Raw genomic sequence first — 16,626 nt, 5'->3', positions numbered from 1 at the left:
AACGACAGCGCACCCGGCAAGGCCGCGGGGTGTGCGGCGGTTAGCGATGATCAACAGGGGGGTTCGGGGGTCTTGAAGACACCCCAACCCGTGGAGAGCGAACTCACGCGAAAAGTTGGTGTGTTCTGGCGCGCGCGGGCGGAGGAAAACCGGGGCTCGGCGGTGTTTGGCGGAAGGCATTGCGCGGTCCCCGCGACAGTGCGTTCACCAGGGGCGGCGCCGCGTGGAGCACGCCTGCCCGCGCGGTAGCGTCATGCCATGACCGGATGCCCCACCGCCGCCCCAGGCCGCCCGTTCGGCCGCGTGCTCACCGCCATGGTCACCCCGTTCACCGAGACCGGGAAACTGGACCTGGACGCGGCGCAGAAGCTCGCCGCACACCTCATCGAGTCGGGCAACGACGGGCTGGTGCTCAACGGCACCACCGGGGAGAGCCCGACGACCTCCGACGCCGAGAAGGCGGACCTCGTCCGCGCGGTGGTCGACGCGGTCGGCGGCAGGGCGGCCGTGGTCGCGGGAGCGGGCACCAACGACACCGCGCATAGCGTGCAGCAGGCCATCGCCATGGAGAAGGCGGGCGCGCACGGGCTGCTGGTGGTCTCGCCCTACTACTCGCGGCCGGCGCAGACCGGGCTGCTCGCGCACTTCTCGGCGGTGGCCGACGCGACATCGCTGCCGGTGATGCTCTACGACATCCCGGGCAGAACGGCGGTACCGATCGAAGTGGACACGCTCTGCGCGCTCGCGGAGCACCCGAACGTCGTCGCGGTGAAGGACGCCAAGAGCGACCTCTTCGCCAGCTCGCAGGTGCTGAGCCGCACCGACCTGGCCTTCTACTCCGGCGACGACATGATCAACCTGCCGTGGTTCTCGGTCGGCGCGGTCGGTGTCGTCAGCGTGATCGGGCACGTCGCCGGGGGTCGCCTGCGCGAGATGCTGGACGCGCACGAGCGCGGTGACGTCGTCGCCGCGCGCGAGATCCACCGGGACCTGCTGCCGGTTTGCGCGGCGTTCGGCAGACTGGGCGGTGTGATCTTCAGCAAGACAGCGCTGCGCCTGCGCGGCCTCCCCGTCGGGGAACCCAGACTGCCCATCCCCTCGGCCACTCCCGCCGAGCGCGACGCGCTCGCCGCGACCCTGCGCTCCGCCGGCCTCGACCTCGTTGAGGAGGCGGTCGCTCAGTGACCTCGCCGACGACGGCCAGTCGCGTACAGACCCACCGCTCCACGGCGCTCATCCCGCCGCCGAAGCTGCCCGAGGGCGGCCTGCGCGTCGTCGCGCTCGGCGGCATCGGTGAGGTCGGCAGGAACATGACCGTCTTCGAGCACGCGGGCGAGATGATGATCGTCGACTGCGGAGTGCTGTTCCCCGAGGACATGCAGCCCGGCGTCGACCTGATCCTGCCGGACTTCCGCGCCCTGGAGCAGCGCCTGCACGACATCGTCGGCCTGGTGCTCACCCACGGCCACGAGGACCACATCGGCGCGGTGCCCTTCCTGCTCAAGCTGCGCCCCGACCTGCCGGTCTACGGCTCCCGCCTGACGCTGGCGCTGCTCGCCGCCAAGTGCAAGGAGCACCGGCAGACCCCGCGCCTGGTCGAGGTCAAGGAGGGCGAGCACCACGCGATCGGCCAGTTCGACTGCGAGTTCTTCGCCGTCAACCACTCCATCCCGGACGCGGTGGCGGTGGCGATCAAGACCTCGGCCGGGGTCGTTCTGCACACCGGTGACATCAAGCTCGACCAGCTGCCGCTGGACGGGCGGCTGACCGACCTCGCGGGCTTCGCGCGGCTGGGCGACGAGGGCGTCGACCTGTTCCTGGTCGACTCCACCAACGCCGAGGTGCCCGGCTTCGTCACGCCGGAGCGCGAGATCGGCCCGGTGCTGGACAACGTGATCCGCAAGGCCACCCAGCGGGTGATCGTCGCGTGCTTCGCCAGCCACGTGCACCGCGTTCAGCAGGTGCTCGACGTGGCGGGCAACCACGGCCGCCGGGTCGCCTTCGTCGGGCGCTCGATGGTCCGCAACATGGGCATCGCCGCCGAGCTGGGCCTGCTCAAGGTGCCTGCCGGGCTGTTGGTGGACCTCAACGAGGCCATGACCATGCCCGAGGACAAGGTCATGTTCGTCTCCACCGGGTCCCAGGGCGAGCCGCTGTCGGCGCTGTCCAGGATGGCGCGCGGCGAGCACCGGCAGATCAGCATCCGCGCCGGGGACACCGTCGTGCTGGCCAGCTCGCTCATCCCCGGCAACGAGAACGCGGTCTTCGGCGTGGTCAACGGCCTGGTCCGGCTGGGCGCGAACGTGGTGCACCAGGGCAACGCGAAGGTGCACGTCTCCGGGCACGCCTCAGCCGGCGAGCTGCTCTACCTCTACAACGCGGTGCGCCCGAGCAACGTGATGCCGGTGCACGGCGAGTGGCGGCACCTGCGCGCCAACGCCGAGCTGGCCATCCTCACCGGCGTCGCCCCGGAGCGCGTGGTGATCGCCGAGGACGGCGTGGTCGTGGACCTCGTCGACGGCCAAGCCAGCATCACCGGCCGCGTCGAGGTCGGGTACGTCTACGTCGACGGGCTCTCCGTCGGCGACGTCGGCGAGTCCACGCTGTCCGACCGCCTCGTGCTCGGCGAGGGCGGTTTCATCTCGATCACCATCGCCATCGAGGCCGCGACCGGGCGCGCGGTGGCGCCCCCGACGATCTCCGGGCGCGGGTTCTCCGACGATCCGAAGGCGCTGGACCAGGTCGTTCCGCTGGTGGAGATGGAGCTCTCGCGCACCGAGGCGGAGAACATCACCGACTCGCACCGCATCGCCCAGGCCGTGCGCCGGGTCGTCGGCCGCTGGGTCGCCGACACCTACCGCCGCCGCCCGATGATCGTCCCGACGGTCATCGAGGTCTAGTCCGTCAGAGCCGTCCGTGCGGGTACCGATCCACCGGGTACCCGCGCGGATGGCGGACGCGCCACCCCCGAACGCCGGGCTCTCTTTCAGTGATTTTCACAGTTGGCCCGGAGTGCTCAACGCATCACAGCTGGTCACGGACGTGGTGAAGAACGTTTGCCGCTCGTTCGGGACTGGTTTCCGGCCTGTTGGCAAGGTTAACTAGTTCCCCACCTAGGACGGCCGCGCAGGCGTGGCCGAGGTGGGAGGAGCCATGACCCTCGACGCGGTCACCCCGGTCGTCGGGCGTGCGGACACGCGCTCCATCGCTGAGATCGACGACCCCGAACTCCTGGCCGCCCTGCGCACGGGCCCGTTCTCCGAGGCGCTGCGCGTGGCGATCCGCCGCAGCGGGCTCGCACTGGAACGCGTGCAGTCCCGCCTGCTGACCCGCGGCGTCCGGGTCAGCCTCGCCACGCTGAGCTACTGGCAGCGCGGGCGCAGCCGCCCCGAGCGGATCGAGTCGCTGAAGGCGGTCGAGCTGCTCGAAGAGGTGCTGCGACTGCCGCCGAACTCGCTGCTCAACCTGCTCGGCCCGCGCCGCCCGCGCGGCCGCTGGCAGGCGGGTGCCCCGCGCCCGCTGACCTTCGACCGGTTGTGGCCCGACCACTGGGCGCTGGAGAGCGTGCTCGAAGAGGCGGCGAGCGGCAGGCTGAACGAGCACGTCACCGGGCTGACCATCAGGGACCAGTACTGGATCGGCGCCGATCGGACCGAGCGCCGCGTGGTCACCAGCCAGGTGCTGCGCGCCGAGCGCGACGGCGTCGACCGCGTGGTGGCGATCTTCCGGGGCGACGACCCCGACCAGCAGATCCCCTCGGTGATCACCGTGCAGTACGGCGAGCTGGGCCGGGTGTGGTCCGACGACGACTCCGGCTTCCTGGTCTTCGAGATCCTCTTCGACCGCATGCTGGACCGAGGTGAGACCACCGTCGTGGAGTACGAGATCGTCTTCCCCGAGGGCGGGGCCGTCGCGCTCTCCTCCGACCGCCGCGCCCGCTACCCGGTTCGCGAGTACCTGCTCCAGGTGCACTTCGACCCCACGGCCGTTCCGCGCCGGGTCTTCGAGTTCAGCAGGCACAACGCGCAAACCCCCGATCACATGCGCAACGAGTTGTTGCTCGGCCGCTCCGGAATGGTGCACTCGCTGCACAGCGAATGCGTTCCCGGAGTGCACGGAATCAGCTGGGAATGGTAACGACCCGCGCGTCCCGATAAAGGACACGCGGGCCGTTCAGTACGAGCAGCCGGGCTTGAGGTCGTTTCTCACGAGTCCGTGTTCGCGATAGCCGGGCCGAGCCCGCCCCTGGCCGCGCCGCCGGAAAGCCCACGTACAACACCGGTACGCGGACTTCCCGCCGTCTTGCCAGGAACGACCTCGATCCCGACTCTCATCGAACGAGACTCGTGAGAAACGACCTAGCTCGCCGTCTGCACGGACAATCCGTAGTAGCTCAACGCGTCGCTGAGCGGCTGGAAGTACGAGGACTTCCCGGCGATGGTGCCGCCGTTGAAGGTGCAGGTCTGGCCGATCGGACCGCCCGAGGTCATGCCCTGCGCCTGGTTGCCGGAGATGTAGGCGCCGCCGGAGTCACCGCCCGCGGTGCAGACCGAGGAGCTGCCGAGCCCGCGCACGACCGTCTGCGGGCCGCCGTTGGGGTCGGTGTAGGTGACCGTGACGTTGTAGGACTTGATGTTTCCGCAGGTCCAGCCGGTGGTGGCGCCGGACTTGCAGATCGTGGAGCCCACGGCGGCCCGGTTCGCGCCGCGCACCGCCACGGTCCCGGCCGCGCCCCACGTGCCGACCGAGGTCATGATCCGGTCCTCGGCGTCGATGCGGGCGATGCCCATGTCCACGCTGTCCTTGCCGATGCCGAAGCGCGTGTTCGTGGCCTTGCCGAAGTGCGTGCTGCCCAGGTAGAGGTCGGGCAGGCCCTCGACGCAGTGCCCGGCGGTGACCAGGAAGCGCTGGCCGGAGGAGTTCGTGGCGCCGAAGCCGACCGAGCACCACCCGCCGCCGGAGGCGCTGAAGGTCATCTTGCTGCCGGGGTAGACGTCCGCGGTCGGGGCGAGCCGCTCGCCGGTCGTCTCGACCTTGACCGCGTTGCCGTGCTTGGCGGCCGCTGCCAGGAACTTCTCCGTGGAGGCGGAGCGGCGGCCCTCGTGCACGGACACCACGACCGTGTCCGAGGCCAGGTCGACGGCCCACGAGTTCACGCCGTCCGGGCGGTGCGTGCTCGCCGCGCGGTCCAGGTCGGCGGAGACGCGCTCCAGCGCCGCGGCGCCACGGGCTCCGGTGCGGACCGCGAGGCCCTTGGCCTTCGCCTTGGCCGTGCTGGCCTTGTCCGCGGTGTTCACGATGAGCTGGCCGTTCACGAAGAACGCGCCGTCCACCGCCGCACCGGAGCCGCTCAGCTCGGTGAGCCGCTGCTGCTGGACGCCCTCGCTGTCCAGCCGCGCCGCGGCCGCCGCCGGGCTGATCCCCTGGCTGCTGGAAAGCGCGTCCAGCATCGCCGGGTCGTAGGAGTTGGTCGGCGAGGCGATCGCCACCGCGGTGCCGGAGAAGCCGAGGAATCCGGCCGCCAGAACCGTCACAAAAGCCTTCGTTGAGCGTGACAAAGCAGGGCTCCTTTTTCTGGCAGGCCGCAGCGAAGCAGGGAGGAATCAGCGAAGAGCAGGGAATCGCTGACTTTCTCGCTGCGGCCTGGCCGCATTCCACTGAAGCCTCGAATGCGATGGCACAACTGTCGTTCTCCGTGCTCCCGCAAGCAAGACCCGTGGTGCCTTCACTTTTTCACTGGCGTTTCACATCGCGAGAGCACCCCGCGTGAAAAACCCCACCGTCCGATGTGGACGGTGGGGTGGAAGGCCTTGTGCCGCTTGGCTCTCAGAGCTTGTCGGGGGTCCAGGGGCTCTGGCCCTTGATGGGGCGCGTCTTGTCCTTGAAGCGCGGCTCGCCCAGCTCGTCCTCGCGCAGCGGGACCAGGCCGGTGGCGATGGAGCGCATGATCCGGTCGCGCGCGCGGACGGCGTCGCCCGGCGTGGTCGGCGACAGGTCCTCCAGCGGCACCTGCGGGCCGAAGTGCACCCGGAACTTCGGGCGCTTGAAGACCGACTTGAACCACGAGGTCATCAGCGGCTTGAAGTCGCTCCAGCCCTCGACGTTCTTGGAGCCCCAGACGACCGCCTCGTGCGCGCCCCACTGGCTGACCGGCAGCACCGGGGTCTTCGCGCCGAGGGCGATCCGGGCGGCGCCGCTCTTGCCGCGCTCCGGCCACAGGCCCGCGTCCAGCGAGATCTGGCCCTCGGGGTAGATGACCAGCGTCTTGCCCCTGTTGAGCGCGTCGATGGCGTTGTCCATGGCCTGGGTGACCGTCTTCTCGCCGCGGTCGACCCGCACGTGGCGGCAGGTGCGCCACGCCCAGCCGACCACGGGCGCGTCGAAGAGCCCGCCGGTGGACATCAGGTAGGGGATGACGCCCCGCTTGTGGCACGCCGCGACCAGCACGAAGCCGTCGAAGACCCCGATGTGGTTGGAGGCGACGAGCACCGGTTGACCGCGCAGCTCCTCGGGCACCTCGCCGGTGACGACGAGCTTGCCGGTGACCGCGACGAAGACCCTGTTGGCGCGCAGAAGAATCCGCCAGAGCAGGGGCGGGCGCCGCAGCGGTCCCGGCCTGTCGGACGGCTCGTCTGGGATGGAAGGCAGAGAACTCATGGCGAGGGCAGCATGGCACGTTCGCGCGGGCCCGTGTGCGACCAAGTCCGAATTTGTCGGGTGCGTTACGGCGTGACGGCTTCGGGCACGAGCGAGGGCCCACTACCGTGTCGGGCATGGCAAACCGCGCGACTCCGGCGAAGAGAGGGACCTCGGGCTCCCGGGGCGGCGGCAAGCCACGTGCGAGTTCTGGCAGCTCACCGGCGAAGCCGAAGCCGAAGGCCCCCGCGGCTCGTTCACGTCCCAAGCCACGCGCGCCCGCCAAGCGCGCGCAGGCTCCTCGGAGGTCGGGCGGCAACCCGATCGGCAGGGGACTGCGCGCGGGCTGGGGCCTGGTGGCCAAGGGCGTCGGCGGGCTGGCCCGAACCGTCGCGCGCACCAAGGAGATCGACTCCGCCCACCACCGCGACACCGTCGGCCTGCTGCTCATCGCGGTCGCGGTGATCTCCGCCGCCGGGGTCTGGTGGCAGGCGGGCGGTCCGGTCGGCGAGGGCGTGAACTGGGCCGTGCGCAGCGTGATCGGCGCGGGCGCCGTGGTGCTCCCGCTGCTGCTGCTCGGCATCGGCATCACCGTGATGGTCCGCGAGAGCACCCCGGAGGCCCGGCTCCGCACCGTTCTCGGCTCGATCCTGGTCACGCTGGCCGTGCTCGGGCTGCTGCACATCTTCACCGCGCGCCCGCAGAGCTCCGACGGCTGGATGACCGGCGGCGGCGCGCTCGGCTACGCGATCGGCGATCCGCTCTCGCAGGGGCTGACCACCTGGGTCACCGTCCCGCTGCTGCTGCTCCTGGTGATCCGCGGCGGCCTGCTGATCTCCGGCACCCCGATCCGCGAGCTGCCCGGACGACTGCGCGCGCTCACCCAGGGCGAGCCCTACGACGACGGCTCCGAGGAGGTCGACGCCGACGACCTCTTCGACGACGTGGACCCGGCCTCGGTGCGGCTGCGCAAGCCCTCCCGCCGTCGCCAGGCCACGGCCCCCGACGAGGACGACCAGCTCAGCCTGGACGACGTGCCGCGCGAGCCCGCCAAGCCCGCGCGCCCGGTCAAGGAGACCCCGCAGGTCGTCGACAAGGCACCGGCGAAGATGGCGATGCGCCCCGTCGAGGGCGATTACAAGCTGCCGCCGATGACTCTGCTGACCACGGGCGACGCGCCGAAGGCCCGCAGCCGCGCCAACGACGCCATGATCGAGGCGATCACCGGCGTGCTCGACCAGTTCTCCATCGACGCCCAGGTCACCGGCTTCACCAGGGGCCCGACCGTGACCCGCTACGAGGTCGAGCTCGGCCCCGGCGTGAAGGTCGAGAAGATCACCGCGCTGACCAAGAACATCGCCTACGCGGTGGCCACCGACAACGTGCGGCTGCTGGCCCCGATCCCCGGCAAGTCCGCCGTGGGCATCGAGGTGCCCAACAGCGACCGCGAGATGGTCCGGCTCGGCGACGTGCTCAAGTCCGGGACCGCGGCCAAGGACCACCACCCGCTGGTGATCGGTCTCGGCAAGGACATCGAGGGCCACATGGTCACCGCGAACCTGGCCAAGATGCCGCACCTGCTGGTCGCGGGCTCCACCGGCTCCGGCAAGTCCAGCTTCGTCAACTCGATGCTGGTCTCGCTGCTGTCCAGGGCCACCCCGGAGGAGGTCAGGATGATCCTGATCGACCCGAAGATGGTGGAGCTGACGCCCTACGAGGGCATCCCGCACCTGATCACGCCCATCATCACCCAGCCGAAGAAGGCCGCCGCCGCGCTGGCCTGGCTGGTCGAGGAGATGGAGCAGCGCTACCAGGACATGCAGGTCAACCGGGTCCGGCACATCGACGACTACAACCGCAAGGTGAAGTCCGGCGAGATCACCGCGCCGCCGGGCTCGGAACGGGAGTACCGCCCGTACCCCTACATCCTGGCGATCGTCGACGAGCTGGCCGACCTGATGATGACCGCGCCCCGCGACGTCGAGGACGCGATCGTCCGGATCACCCAGAAGGCGCGCGCGGCAGGCATCCACCTGGTGCTGGCCACCCAGCGGCCCTCGGTGGACGTGGTAACCGGCCTGATCAAGACCAACGTGCCGTCGCGGCTGGCCTTCGCCACGTCCTCGCTGACCGACTCGCGGGTCATCCTCGACCAGCCGGGCGCCGAGAAGCTGATCGGCATGGGCGACGCGCTCTACCTGCCGATGGGTGCCTCCCGCCCGGTGCGCGTGCAGGGCGCCTACATCGGCGACGACGAGATCAACTCGGTGGTCGCCTTCACCAAGGAGCAGGCGGAGCCGGAGTACACCGACGGCGTCACCTCGGCCAAGGCGGGCGAGAAGAAGGAGATCGACCCGGACATCGGCGACGACCTCGACGTGCTGATCCAGGCCGTCGAACTGGTCGTGACCAGCCAGTTCGGCTCCACGTCGATGCTCCAGCGGAAGCTGCGCGTCGGCTTCGCCAAGGCCGGCAGGCTGATGGACCTGATGGAGAACCGCGGCGTCGTCGGCCCCTCGGAGGGCTCGAAGGCGCGCGAGGTCCTGGTCAAGCCCGACGAGCTGGACTCCGTCCTCTACTCCATCCGCGGCGGCGGCCCCATCGAGGACGACTAGGGCGTGTTTCCCAGGTCTCGTTCGATGAGAGCCAGGGGCGGGCTCGGCCCGGCTATCGCGAACACGGACTTGTGAAACACGCCCTAGCCCGCACGGGCACGAAGAAGGCCCACCCGAGCAGGGAGCGGGTGGGCCTTCCGGTTCTGGGGCGCGGTGGGGATCAGGTGCCCCACTTGCGGACGGCGGCGTAGTAGAGGTCCGCGATCCGCTTGCAGGCCCAGTTGGACCCGCAGATGCCGTACAGGTCGCTCTTGAACTTGTTGTCGACCCGCAGCTTGGCGTCGGAGTTCCACCGCTGCTGCTTCTTGTAGTTGCGGTAGCCGAAGTCGTGCCGATGGCACGCGGGCTTGAAGTTGAAGCCGACCGGCTTGTCCGGCGACCACGAGCAGGCGTCGGAGGACCAGTCCAGCTGCCCGTCGTAGGGCTTCTGGTTCCTGGTGTTCTCGAACTGGCTCAGCGAGTGGCTGAACAGGTACTGGTCGGTGATCGCCCGAATGTCGACCGCCTGTGCGGTGCCCGCGCCCATGGTGACGCCCATGGCCAGCGCCGTGGCGACGAGCGTGCCCCGGGCGGCGGAGCGGATGGAACCGGTCATGAGGTCTCTCCTCGCAGGGTGAGGTAGATAACACCGGGATTCCTACCCCGCCGGGCCGCCGACCGGTAGCGCGCTCTAAAAAATCCTGAACAGGATTCGGCAAAAGGGAAGTTGATCAATTTCGACGGGTCGAAAGTTGTAAGCCGTTCGCTGGTGCTCCGTTTGTACGACCATTCGGCCGCGGGACCTGATTGCTGGGCCGTTGGGGTGAGTCGTCGATCACACTGTTGGCCTATTGTGGCTGTACAGGGCGTGCTCGGGACGTTCTGGCAACCGCGAGTGCTCACAGTGTGCGGTTGCCAAAACGTGACCCTGGCTAACGCGTGGCGGCCGCCCTCGCGGCCGCTTTCACGTCACTCCGGTTGAGCGCGTCGGCGGTGCTGCCACTGCCGCCGAAAGTGCGCACCGCGTAGTAGTAGATGTCGGCCACTCGTCGGCAGCCCCAGTTCCCGCCGCAGATCCGGTACATGTCGTCGCGGAACTTGTTGTCGATCCGCAGCCGGTTCGCCGAGGTGAAGCGCCCCTGCCACTGGTAGTTGCCGTAGCCGAAGTCGTGCCGGTGGCACGCGGGCAGCACCTGGAAGCCGAACGGCCGGTCCGGAGCCAGGGTGCAGCCGTCGGTCGACCAGTCCAGCTCGCCGTCGTACGGGCGCTCCAGGCGGATCTGGCCGAACTCGGCGAGGGACTTGGAGAACATGTAGTCGTCGGTGACCGCGCGGACGTCGATCGCCTGCGCGGTGCCCGCGCCCATGACGAGGGTCAGCGCCAGGGCGATGACCGCGGTGGCACCGGCCCTCACCCCGGGCGCCAGTCGCCGTAAGCCTCGTGAAGCCCTCATCGTGATCTCCCTCCGTGCTGAAGCGCACAGATGCGCACACCCATGTTGTTACGGCATGGATGAGCTGGGAGAACAGCCCCGAATGGGGAACGCTTCCTAACGATCGCGCACGCGGTCGGCCAGCATCAGCAGCATCCGCGAGTTGCCGAGCGTGTTCGGCTTGACGTAGGGCAGGTCGAGGAACTCCGCGACACCGACGTCGGGGGAGCGGCGGATCTCCTCGTAGACCTCCGGGGTGACCGGGGTGCCGTCGATCTCCACGAAGCCGTGCGAGCCGAAGAAGCCCGTCTCGAAGGTCAGCACGAAGATCCGGCTCAGCCCCAGCTCCTCGGCGACGTCGAGCAGCTTGCTCACGATCCGGTGGCCGATGCGCTTGCCCTTGGCCGCCGGGTCCACCGCGATGGTGCGGATCTCCGCCAGGTCCTCCCACAGCACGTGCAGCGCGCCGCAGCCGAGGAAACCGCTCGCGTCGGTGGCGACCCAGAACTCCTGCACGTCCTCGTAGAGGGTGACGAGATCCTTGTCCAGCAGCACGCCCTCGTACTTGTCCGCGAGCGCCTTGATCGCGGGAACGTCACTCGTCCTGGCTCGGCGGACGGTGACCCCGGAGAGCTCCGGATCGATCGACACGCGAGCAGCCTACGCCTGCCGTCGATCCACATTCGCCCGGACAACGCGCGCGGGGGAGTGGTGTGGTCGGAGGGAGTCGGTGGGGGCGGTTACCCTGACCCGCGTGTCTGCGCCCCCCTCTTCCCGCCGTGTCGCCCTGCTGACCCTCGGCTGCGCCCGCAACGAGGTCGACTCCGAGGAGCTGGCCGGACGGCTGGGCGCGGGCGGCTGGGAGCTGGTCGACCCGGACGCCGAAGCCGACGTGGTGGTGGTCAACACCTGCGGCTTCGTCGAGTCGGCGAAGAAGGACTCCGTCGACACGCTGCTGGCGGCCTCCGACACCGGCGCGAAGGTCGTCGCCGTCGGGTGCCTCGCCGAGCGCTACGGCAAGGAGCTGGCCGACAACCTCACCGAGGCCGACGCGGTGCTCGGCTTCGACCACTACCCGAACCTGGCCGAGCGGCTGGACGACGTGGTGGCGGGCCGCGAGCTCACCTCGCACGTCCCGGTCGACCGCCGCACCCTGCTGCCGATCTCCCCGGTGGAGCGCCCCAAGGCCACCTCCGACGTGTCCGTCCCCGGCCACGGCTGGGTGCCCGGCGTCGTCAGCGCCAACCGCAAGCGCCTCGACGACTCCCCGGTCGCCCCGCTGAAGATCGCCTCCGGCTGTGACCGGCGCTGTTCCTTCTGCGCCATCCCGTCCTTCCGCGGCTCCTTCGTCTCGCGCACCGCCGACGAGCTGGTCGCCGAGACCACCTGGCTGGCCTCGCAGGGCGTCCGCGAGGTGTTCCTGGTCAGCGAGAACTCCACCTCCTACGGCAAGGACCTCGGCGACCTGCGCGCGCTGGAGAAGCTGCTGCCGCGCCTGGCCGCCGTGCCCGGCATCGACCGCGTGCGCGTCTCCTACCTCCAGCCCGCCGAGACCCGGCCCGGCCTCGTCACGGCGATCGCGAGCACTCCGGGCGTCGCCGCGTACTTCGACCTCTCCTTCCAGCACTCCAGCGAGCGCGTGCTCCGCAGGATGCGCCGCTTCGGCTCCACCGACTCGTTCCTGGCGCTGCTGGAGCAGATCCGCGAGCAGGCGCCGACCGCGGGCGCGCGCACCAACGTCATCGTCGGCTTCCCCGGCGAGACCGAGGAGGACCTCGCGGAGCTGGAGCGCTTCCTGACCGGAGCGCGGCTGGACGCCATCGGCGTGTTCGGCTACTCCGACGAGGACGGCACCGAGGCGCTGGAGCTGGACGGCAAGCTCTCCGAGGACGTCGTCAACGAGCGCGTCGCCCGGATCTCCGCGCTGGCCGAGCAGCTGACCACGCAGCGCGCCGAGGAGCGCGTCGGTGAGGAGGTGCTGGTGCTCGTCGAGCAGCTCGCCGACGAGGACTCCGACTGCACCGGCCGCGCCGAGCACCAGGCTCCGGAGGTCGACGGCGAGTGCGTGTTCGCCGATTCCGACGAGTTGGCCGTCGAGGACTTGGAAATCGGAATGCTGGTGCGCGCCAAGGTGATCGCTGCCGAAGGCGTTGACCTCGTCGTCGAGCCCCTGGAGATCGTGCAGGGGATCTCGGCGTGAGCGCCGGGGGTGAGCCCACCGCGGCCACACCCGTGCCGCTGCTGAACATCGCCAACCTGCTGACCATGCTGCGGCTGGCGCTGGTGCCGGTCTTCATGGTCACCCTGTTCGTCGGCGACGGCCACGACCAGTACTGGCGCTGGGTGAGCTTCGGGGTGTTCGCGCTCGCCTCCATCACCGACCGCATCGACGGCAGCGTCGCCCGCCGCTACGGCCTGGTCACCGACTTCGGCAAGATCGCCGACCCGATCGCGGACAAGGCGCTGACCGGGGCCGCGCTCATCGGCCTGAGCGTGCTCGGCGACCTGCCGTGGTGGGTGACCATCGCGATCCTGGCCAGGGAGCTGGGCATCACGCTGCTGCGGTTCTGGGTGATCAGGATCGGTGTGATCCCGGCCAGCCGCGGCGGCAAGGTCAAGACGCTGCTGCAGATCCTGGCGATCGGGCTCTACCTGCCGATGCTGCCCAGCGGCTTCGACCCGCTGCTGTGGACCATGATGGGTGCCGCCGTGGTGGTCACCGTCGTCACCGGTTTCGACTACATCGTCCAGGCGCTTCGACTGAGGGCTGGTGCCCGTGAGCGTGAGTCCCACTGAAGAACCGCTCGCGGGTTCGAGCATCAGCACTGAAGAACCGCTTGCCGGTTCGAGCATCTTCGCTGAAGAACCGCTCGCGGGTTCGAGCATCAGCACTGATCTTGTTGCGGCACTGCGCGGGCGAGGGGAGACGGTCGCCACCGCGGAGTCGCTGACCGCCGGTCTGGTCTGCGCCGCGCTGACCGATGTCCCCGGTTCCAGCGCCGTGGTGCGCGGCGGACTGATCGTCTACGCCACCGATCTGAAGGCCTCGCTCGCCGGCGTGGACGCGGACCTGCTCGCCCAGCACGGCGCAGTGCACCCGGAGGTGGCGGCCCAGCTCGCGGAGGGCGCGCGGCTGCGCTGCGGCGCGACGTGGGGGCTCGGTCTGACCGGGGTGGCCGGGCCGGACCCGCAGGACGGCGTCGCGCCGGGCACCGTGCACATCGGCCTCGCGCACGCGGACCGGGAACCAAGCGTCATCACCCTGCGTTGTGGAGGAGACAGGCACGCGGTGCGTGCGGCGTCCCGTGATGCCGCACTGTCAGTGCTCGCGCGCCATGTCATGACCTGATCGGGGTAACTCCGTTCGGAACATCAGGGGAATGGATAACGTTCGCCCTTGGCGGACGAGCACCATTACGCACTTCCGGTGTCAGAGACGCTGGGTACCGTGTTCGCCACGGCCTTGAGGCTCGCGCAGTGAAGGGAGGCACGCGATGACCGTGCTGCTGAGGGAGGCGCTGGGGGACCGGCTGCGCCGTGCCCGCACCGACCAACGCCGTACTCTTCGAGAGGTTTCGCGTACCGCCCGGGTGAGCCTGGGGTACCTCTCCGAGGTCGAACGCGGCCGCAAGGAGGCCTCCAGCGAGCTGCTGGCCGCCATCTGCGGAGCGCTGGAGCTGCCGCTGTCGGAGCTGCTCGGCGAGGTCGCCGCGGACATCCGCGCGGGCGAGCCGATGCGGATCCCGGCGCCGTCGCAGGGCAAGCCGCAGCCGAAGGTCCCGGCCGAGGCGCGTGCGGAGCGCGGTGTCGTCGACGCGGGCTCGCTGGTGCCCGCGATCATCGGCAACGACCTCTCCGACCTCCGGCTCCAGCCGATGTTGCGCACCCAGCTCACCACGAAGATCACCAACTCCGCTCCCCGTGGTGTTGTCGTAGCGGCCTGATCAGATCACAGGTGGGAAACCCCCGAACCGCCCCTTCGCGCTCGCCCCTAGGGTGAGAATGGGTGTCCGGGGGTTGATCCCTGAATCGTGTCGGGCTCGACCCTGATATCCGTGGGGGCCGGTGGAAGCCGGGACGAGCACCTGACACGATGGATGTCAGCACCGGGTGAACGCCTGGTCATGGGGCGTAGTCACGGGGCTGGGCCGCGGCAGGGTCGCACGAAGAAGGCAGGCGGAGGAGATGGCCAATCCGTTCGTGAAGTTCTGGAAGTACCTGATGGCGGCGTTCTCGTCGAAGATCGACGAGCACGCCGACCCGAAGGTGCAGATTCAGCAGGCCATCGAGGAGGCTCAGCGCCAGCACCAGGCCCTCTCCCAGCAGGCGGCGGCGGTCATCGGCAACCAGCGCCAGCTGGAGATGAAGCTCAACCGCCAGCTCGGCGAGGTCGAGAAGCTCCAGGCCTCCGCCCGTCAGGCGCTGGTGCTCGCCGACCAGGCGCGCGCGGCCGGTGACGAGGAGAAGGCGCGGCAGTACGAGGACACCGCGACCGCCTTCGCCACGCAGCTGGTGACCGCCGAGCAGTCGGTGGAGGACCTCAAGAGCCTGCACGACTCGGCGATCCAGGCCGCGGGGCAGGCCAAGCAGGCCGTCGAGCGCAACGCCATGGTGCTGCAGCAGAAGCTGGCCGAGCGCACGAAGCTGCTCAGCCAGCTGGAGCAGGCCAAGATGCAGGAGCAGGTCTCCAGCTCGCTGCGGCAGATGAGCGAGCTCGCCGCGCCCGGCAACACCCCCTCGCTGGAGGAGGTGCGGGAGAAGATCGAGCGCCGCTACTCCACCGCGCTCGGCCAGACCGAGCTCGCCAAGGACTCGGTGCAGGGCCGGATGCTGGAGGTCCAGCAGTCCACCGCGGACTTCGCCGGTGCCTCCAGGCTGGAGCAGATCCGCGCCTCCATGCGCGGTGGCTCGGCCACCCCGCAGGTCACCGGTGGGCAGGCGGCCGTCCCGGCCCCCGCGCCCAACCAGGCCACCACCCAGCTGCCGCAGAACCCGCAGCAGGGCTGAGGCCGCGGTGGCGCCGGGACGGGACGAGCTCACCAAGTTGGGCGAGCTCGTGGTGAAGCAGCTGCGCACCAGCGGCGAGCTGACCAAGCACCTGCGCGGTGCCGCCGACGCGGTCGACGGCGTCCAGCGCAAGCTCTCGGCCTGGCGCGATCCGCGCGCCAAGATGATCCGCCAGCGCAAGCGCTCGGTGCGCCGGATCTGGTTCCGCACCACGCTCGCGGCAGCCGCGGGCGTGGTGGCGTTCTTCGTCGGGGGCGACCCCGGCAGCCTGGAGTTGTCCGAGGCGGCGCTGGGCACGGTCTCCGTGCTCAGCGCCGCTGCGGCGACCTCGGCGGGGGTGCGCTCCTACAAGCTGCACAAGACCCCGCTCCCCGAGCCCGCGGCCCCGCCGCCCCCGCTCCCACCCTCCTCCTCCGCCGCTCGCGGTCCGATGCGCGAGCTCGCCGAGGCGGAGGCGCTGCTCTCCGACCTGCTCACCCAGCTCGCCACACCGCGCAACGGGGTTCCCCCGGTTCCGCTGGAGTCCGTTGGCGAGTCCAGGGCGATCGCCGCCGAGGCCGCCATCGCGATCCGCGAGGTCGCCGCGCAGCTGCGCGCGGTCGAGCAGGCCCGCGACGTCGCGCCCGAGCACCAGCGCGCAGGGCTGGACGCCGCCGTCGCCCGCCTGCTGCACGAACTCGTCGAGGGTGTCGAGGGCTATCGCGGTCTCGTCGCCGCCGCGGGCAGCGCCGTCGCCGAGAGCACGACCATGCGGCCGATGCACGCACTGGAGGACGCCACCGATCGGCTGGCCGGACTCGCCGCCGCGCTACGTGAACTCGCTTCGGGCAACGGTACGTTCTGAACCGCCTCTGATCTGGGAAAACATTCCTGTTTCGAGGAATCGCGCCCCTATCTCGATTTGATTACATACGGTGCTAACGTTGCGCTTCCGGGTGGGGCGCCGGTGGTTCCCG

Annotated in this window: 16 protein-coding genes; 10 read left to right on the top strand and 6 right to left on the bottom strand. The window is 70.0% G+C overall.

What is annotated here, in order from left to right; genetic code table 11:
- Positions 1-258: 258 nt before the first annotated feature.
- The 3 genes from dapA (at position 259) to ABD798_RS29375 (ending at position 4,137) form a co-directional block, all read left to right on the top strand.
- Positions 259-1,185 carry a 4-hydroxy-tetrahydrodipicolinate synthase gene (gene dapA, locus ABD798_RS29385; RefSeq protein ID WP_344881841.1) on the top strand — a complete coding sequence of 309 codons (927 nt, stop codon included), beginning with the start codon at positions 259-261 and terminating at the stop codon, positions 1,183-1,185.
- Complete coding sequence (locus tag ABD798_RS29380) at positions 1,182-2,900, top strand: ribonuclease J (RefSeq protein WP_344881838.1); 1,719 nt, start codon at positions 1,182-1,184, stop codon at positions 2,898-2,900. Before dapA ends, ABD798_RS29380 begins: the two co-directional genes overlap by 4 nt.
- A gap of 253 nt (positions 2,901-3,153) precedes the next feature.
- A complete protein-coding gene (locus ABD798_RS29375; protein WP_344881835.1) occupies positions 3,154-4,137 on the top strand; it encodes a hypothetical protein in 984 nt (327 codons plus the stop codon).
- A 68-nt stretch (positions 4,138-4,205) separates the two neighbouring features.
- Here ABD798_RS29375 and ABD798_RS29370 read toward each other — a convergent pair whose 3' ends face one another.
- From ABD798_RS29370 to ABD798_RS29360, 3 genes are all read right to left on the bottom strand, one after another.
- Positions 4,206-4,334, bottom strand: coding sequence for a hypothetical protein (locus ABD798_RS29370; RefSeq protein ID WP_344881832.1), 129 nt, complete (start codon positions 4,332-4,334; stop codon positions 4,206-4,208).
- Between the two features lie 24 nt (positions 4,335-4,358).
- The gene (locus tag ABD798_RS29365; protein WP_344881829.1) at positions 4,359-5,534 is read right to left on the bottom strand and encodes a S1 family peptidase; all 1,176 of its coding nucleotides are present in this window, start codon (positions 5,532-5,534) and stop codon (positions 4,359-4,361) included.
- Positions 5,535-5,826: 292 nt separating this feature from the next.
- Positions 5,827-6,657 (bottom strand): lysophospholipid acyltransferase family protein, encoded by an 831-nt coding sequence (locus ABD798_RS29360; RefSeq protein ID WP_344881826.1) that lies wholly within the window; start codon positions 6,655-6,657, stop codon positions 5,827-5,829.
- 116 nt (positions 6,658-6,773) lie between these two features.
- Between ABD798_RS29360 and ABD798_RS29355 the strand changes: the two genes are divergently transcribed.
- A complete protein-coding gene (locus ABD798_RS29355; RefSeq protein WP_344881823.1) occupies positions 6,774-9,251 on the top strand; it encodes an FtsK/SpoIIIE family DNA translocase in 2,478 nt (825 codons plus the stop codon).
- Positions 9,252-9,411: 160 nt separating this feature from the next.
- On the opposite strand, the gene ABD798_RS29350 is transcribed toward ABD798_RS29355, so the two are convergent.
- From ABD798_RS29350 to ABD798_RS29340, 3 genes are all read right to left on the bottom strand, one after another.
- Positions 9,412-9,846 carry a phospholipase gene (locus ABD798_RS29350; protein WP_344881820.1) on the bottom strand — a complete coding sequence of 145 codons (435 nt, stop codon included), beginning with the start codon at positions 9,844-9,846 and terminating at the stop codon, positions 9,412-9,414.
- Positions 9,847-10,162: 316 nt separating this feature from the next.
- Positions 10,163-10,684: a phospholipase gene (locus ABD798_RS29345; protein ID WP_344881818.1), complete on the bottom strand. Its 522-nt coding sequence runs from the start codon at positions 10,682-10,684 to the stop codon at positions 10,163-10,165.
- Between the two features lie 96 nt (positions 10,685-10,780).
- Positions 10,781-11,314 (bottom strand): amino-acid N-acetyltransferase, encoded by a 534-nt coding sequence (locus ABD798_RS29340; protein ID WP_344881815.1) that lies wholly within the window; start codon positions 11,312-11,314, stop codon positions 10,781-10,783.
- Between the two features lie 103 nt (positions 11,315-11,417).
- Between ABD798_RS29340 and rimO the strand changes: the two genes are divergently transcribed.
- From rimO to pspM, 6 genes are all read left to right on the top strand, one after another.
- A complete protein-coding gene (gene rimO / locus ABD798_RS29335; protein ID WP_344881812.1) occupies positions 11,418-12,863 on the top strand; it encodes a 30S ribosomal protein S12 methylthiotransferase RimO in 1,446 nt (481 codons plus the stop codon).
- On the top strand, positions 12,860-13,459 hold the full coding sequence (pgsA, locus tag ABD798_RS29330) for a CDP-diacylglycerol--glycerol-3-phosphate 3-phosphatidyltransferase (protein WP_344881809.1): 600 nt from the start codon (positions 12,860-12,862) through the stop codon (positions 13,457-13,459). The genes rimO and pgsA overlap by 4 nt, the downstream gene beginning before the upstream one ends.
- An 88-nt stretch (positions 13,460-13,547) precedes the next feature.
- Complete coding sequence (locus ABD798_RS29325) at positions 13,548-14,012, top strand: CinA family protein (protein ID WP_344883631.1); 465 nt, start codon at positions 13,548-13,550, stop codon at positions 14,010-14,012.
- A gap of 145 nt (positions 14,013-14,157) precedes the next feature.
- The gene (locus ABD798_RS29320; protein WP_344881806.1) at positions 14,158-14,607 is read left to right on the top strand and encodes a helix-turn-helix domain-containing protein; all 450 of its coding nucleotides are present in this window, start codon (positions 14,158-14,160) and stop codon (positions 14,605-14,607) included.
- 241 nt (positions 14,608-14,848) lie between these two features.
- A complete protein-coding gene (locus ABD798_RS29315; protein ID WP_344881802.1) occupies positions 14,849-15,670 on the top strand; it encodes a PspA/IM30 family protein in 822 nt (273 codons plus the stop codon).
- 7 nt (positions 15,671-15,677) lie between these two features.
- Positions 15,678-16,514, top strand: coding sequence for a phage shock envelope stress response protein PspM (gene pspM, locus ABD798_RS29310; RefSeq protein ID WP_344881799.1), 837 nt, complete (start codon positions 15,678-15,680; stop codon positions 16,512-16,514).
- The last annotated feature ends 112 nt before the right edge of the window (positions 16,515-16,626 follow it).

The organism is Allokutzneria multivorans, from assembly GCF_039537405.1.
GTDB classification, from domain to species: Bacteria; Actinomycetota; Actinomycetes; order Mycobacteriales; family Pseudonocardiaceae; genus Allokutzneria; species Allokutzneria multivorans.
This window is presented reverse-complemented; position numbering and strand designations above follow the sequence as displayed.